A 3299-nucleotide genomic window follows, 5' to 3' on the forward strand; every position below is an offset into this window, starting at 1 on the left:
GTTTCACGACCCGGCGAGCCTCTTCGGAGACAGTCGCGGCAGGAGCTACGGCATCAGCCGCGACGGCCGATGAGCTTCCAGGACGCGGGCAGCGCGCCCATCGCCAGCGCCGCCTTCAGCGCGTCACCGAGCAGGAACGGCACCAGACCGGCCGCGATCGCGGCGCTCGCCGACATGCCGGTGGACAGCGCCAGGTACGGGACGCCGACCGCGTAGATGACCGCGGAGCCCAGCACCATCGTGCCCGCGGTACGCAGCACGGAGCGGTCGCCGCCACGGCGGGCGAGGCCGCCGACCACGGTGGCGGCGAGCAGCATGCCGAGGACGTAGCCGAACGAGGCGCCGCCCGCGCCGGAGCTGCCGCCCGCGAACCACGGCATCCCCGCCATGCCGATGAGCGCGTACACGGCGAGGGAGAGGAAGCCGCGACGGGCGCCGAGCGCGGTGCCGACGAGGAGCGCGGCGAAGGTCTGGCCGGTGACGGGTACCGGGGAGCCGGGCACCGGGACGGCGATCTGGGCGGCGATGCCGGTGAGCGCGGCGCCACCGAGGACCAGGGCCGTGTCGACGGCGTAACGGTGCCTGGCGGCGGGCAGCAGGTCGGCGAGGACCGCTCCGGTACGGGCAGGGGCGGCGGCAGCAGTGCTCATCGGGACTCCGCAGGGTGAGGACAGGTGGGACGGACTCAGGCTGACGTTAGCCCAGGGGTTAACGCTCGATCACCATCAGTGGCCCACAAAGCGGCGGACGACGCGTTGGTGGGGTTCGCACAAAGCAGCTCGCGCAATCACGCGAGGGCGTGATGCTCGTCACGGAGGTGGGGGCTGATCGGCTCGCATTCTGCCAGGAGGTCCCCACCGGGGGGACTGTAGGTTTTCACCAAATCCGCCCGGTGGCCGACCGGCGACCATCCCGACTTCTGCCCCGTACCCGTCTGTGCACTTTGTGTGAGCATCGTGCCCGTATAGCGGACAGCGGTTCCGTGTGAACGGGACGCGTGCCCAGACTGTGCGCGCACGTACCCCCACGTCTCCCGTACGTCCCCCCGTGTCTCCCCTACCGAACAGAGCTCGTCCATGTCTCGGAATTCCGCGTCTCCCCCCACCGGTTCCCCGGCCGCCGTCTCCGATGCCGGGGCCGATTCCGCGCTCACCCACGGACTCAAGCAGCGCCATCTGTCGATGATCGCCCTCGGCGGCGTCATCGGCGCCGGGCTCTTCGTCGGCTCGGGTGCGGGTATCGCCGCCGCCGGTCCGTCGATCGTCATCGCGTACGCCGTCTCCGGGCTGCTGGTCATGCTCGTGATGCGGATGCTCGGCGAGATGTCGGCCGCGAACCCGGCCTCCGGTTCCTTCTCCGTCCACGCGGAGCGGGCGATCGGGCCGTGGGCGGGCTTCACCGTGGGCTGGGCGTTCTGGGTGCTGCTCTGTGTCGCCGTCGGTCTGGAGGGCATCGGTGCCGCGAAGATCGTCACCGGCTGGCTGCCCGGTACGCCGGAGTGGGCCTGGGTCGCGCTGTTCATGGTGGTCTTCCTGGCCACGAACCTGGCGTCGGTGAAGAAGTTCGGCGAGTTCGAGTTCTGGTTCGCCACCCTCAAGGTCGTGGCCATCTCGCTCTTCCTGGTCCTGGGTGTGCTGGCGATCCTCGGCGTGCTGCCGGGCACGGACGCGCCCGGCGCCGCCAACCTCAAGGGCGAGGGCGGCTTCATGCCGAACGGCGCCGAGGGTCTGGTGATCGGGCTGCTCGCCTCCGTCTTCGCGTACGGCGGTCTGGAGACCGTGACCATCGCCGCGGCCGAGTCCGAGAACCCGGTGCAGGGGGTCGCCAAGGCCGTGCGGACGGCGATGTGGCGGATCGCGCTCTTCTACGTCGGCTCGATGGCCGTCGTCGTCACGCTGGTCCCGTGGGACGACCCGAAGGTCGTGAAGGTCGGTCCGTTCTACGCGGCCCTGAACCACCTCGGCATCAGCGGCGCCGCCGAGATCATGAACGTGGTCATCCTCGTCGCCCTGCTCTCCGCGATGAACGCCAACATCTACGGCGCCTCGCGCATGGCCTGTTCGCTGGTCGCCCGCGGCCAGGGCCCGAAGCGGCTCGGCCGGATCTCCTCGGGCGTGCCGCGCGCCGCCGTGCTGGTCTCGTCCGTGTTCGGCTTCCTGTGCGTGCTGCTCAGCTACTGGCGCCCCGACGACGTGTTCCCGTGGCTGCTCAACATGATCGGCGCGGTGATCCTGGTCGTCTGGATCTTCATCGCCCTCTCCCAGCTGGTCCTGCGCGACCGGCTGGAGCGCGAGGCCCCGGAGAAGCTCGTCGTACGGATGTGGCTCTTCCCGGTCCTGACGGTGCTGGCGCTCCTGGCGATGCTCGGCATCTTCATCCTGATGCTGCTCCAGCCCGACACCCGTGACCAGTTGGTGGCGACCGGCGTCCTGACCGTCGTGCTGGCGGCCATCGGTGTCGTACGGCAGCGGCGAGCCGTGGCCGTACGAGGCGCCCAGGGCTGAGGTCTCGTACGCGGGGCCGTCGAGGACGCCCGGCACGCAGGGCACGTCGAGGACGCCCTATGCGCAGGGCACGTTGAGGGAGAGCAGCGCGCCGCCCTCCTCCCCGATCCGCACCTCGCTGACCGCCCCGTTCCGCAGCCGCGGAAAGACCCTGCGGTAGGCACCCAGCGGAATCGACAGCAGCTCGCACAGCACGAGCCGCAGCAGGGTGTTGTGCGCGACGACGAGCACCCGCTGCCCCGGGTGCCCGTCCGTGATCCTGCGCAGCGCCATCGCCCCCCGGGCCGCCGCCGCCCGGGGGTCCTCGGCCCCGGGGAAGGGGTGGACCACCGGGTCGGCGCGGTACTCCCGGGCCCGCTCCGGGTGCTCGGCCGCGAACTCCGCCAGGGTCCGCCCCTCCACCTCGCCGAAGTCGCATTCGCGCAGATCGTGTTCGCGGCGGGGGACGAGGCCGAGCGCCCGGCACGCGGGCTCCGCCGTCTCGACGGCCCGTGTGAGTGTCGACGTCCAGATCGCGTCGACCGGGTGCCGGGCCGCCCATGCGCCCAGTTGCCGTGCCTGGAGCCGGCCCTCGTCGGTGAGGGCGATGTCGCTGACCCCGGCGTAGCGGTTCTCCGCGTGCCAGACGGTCTGACCGTGGCGGACGAGCAGCAGAACGGCCGGACTCCTGGTCATGGCTTCTCCGTTCGGGTACGGGCGGTCAGGACTTCTCCGTACGGGTACGGGCGGTCGGAGCTTCTCCGTACGGGTACGGGCGGTCGGAGCTTCTCCGTACGGGTACGGGCGGTCAGGGCT

Annotated in this window: 3 protein-coding genes; 1 reads left to right on the plus strand and 2 read right to left on the minus strand. The window is 71.1% G+C overall.

Annotated elements, in window-relative coordinates:
* Positions 1-53 precede the first annotated feature (53 nt).
* The gene (locus ACFU8Q_RS40430; RefSeq protein WP_266746198.1) at positions 54-650 is read right to left on the minus strand and encodes a biotin transporter BioY; all 597 of its coding nucleotides are present in this window, start codon (positions 648-650) and stop codon (positions 54-56) included.
* Between the two features lie 426 nt (positions 651-1076).
* Between ACFU8Q_RS40430 and ACFU8Q_RS40435 the strand changes: the two genes are divergently transcribed.
* Positions 1077-2504 carry an amino acid permease gene (locus ACFU8Q_RS40435; RefSeq protein ID WP_384464902.1) on the plus strand — a complete coding sequence of 476 codons (1428 nt, stop codon included), beginning with the start codon at positions 1077-1079 and terminating at the stop codon, positions 2502-2504.
* Between the two features lie 57 nt (positions 2505-2561).
* Here ACFU8Q_RS40435 and ACFU8Q_RS40440 read toward each other — a convergent pair whose 3' ends face one another.
* Positions 2562-3179 (minus strand): histidine phosphatase family protein, encoded by a 618-nt coding sequence (locus tag ACFU8Q_RS40440; RefSeq protein ID WP_384464905.1) that lies wholly within the window; start codon positions 3177-3179, stop codon positions 2562-2564.
* Between the last annotated feature and the right edge of the window lie 120 nt (positions 3180-3299).

This window comes from Streptomyces sp. NPDC057543, assembly GCF_042801895.1.
Classification (GTDB): domain Bacteria; phylum Actinomycetota; class Actinomycetes; order Streptomycetales; family Streptomycetaceae; genus Streptomyces.

Excerpts from the sequence above, each read along its gene's own strand:
- ACFU8Q_RS40430 (WP_266746198.1), bottom strand. The coding sequence starts at position 650 with ATGAGCACTGCTGCCGCCGCCCCTGCCCGTACCGGAGCGGTCCTCGCC.
- ACFU8Q_RS40435 (WP_384464902.1), top strand. The coding sequence starts at position 1,077 with ATGTCTCGGAATTCCGCGTCTCCCCCCACCGGTTCCCCGGCCGCCGTC.
- ACFU8Q_RS40440 (WP_384464905.1), bottom strand. The coding sequence starts at position 3,179 with ATGACCAGGAGTCCGGCCGTTCTGCTGCTCGTCCGCCACGGTCAGACC.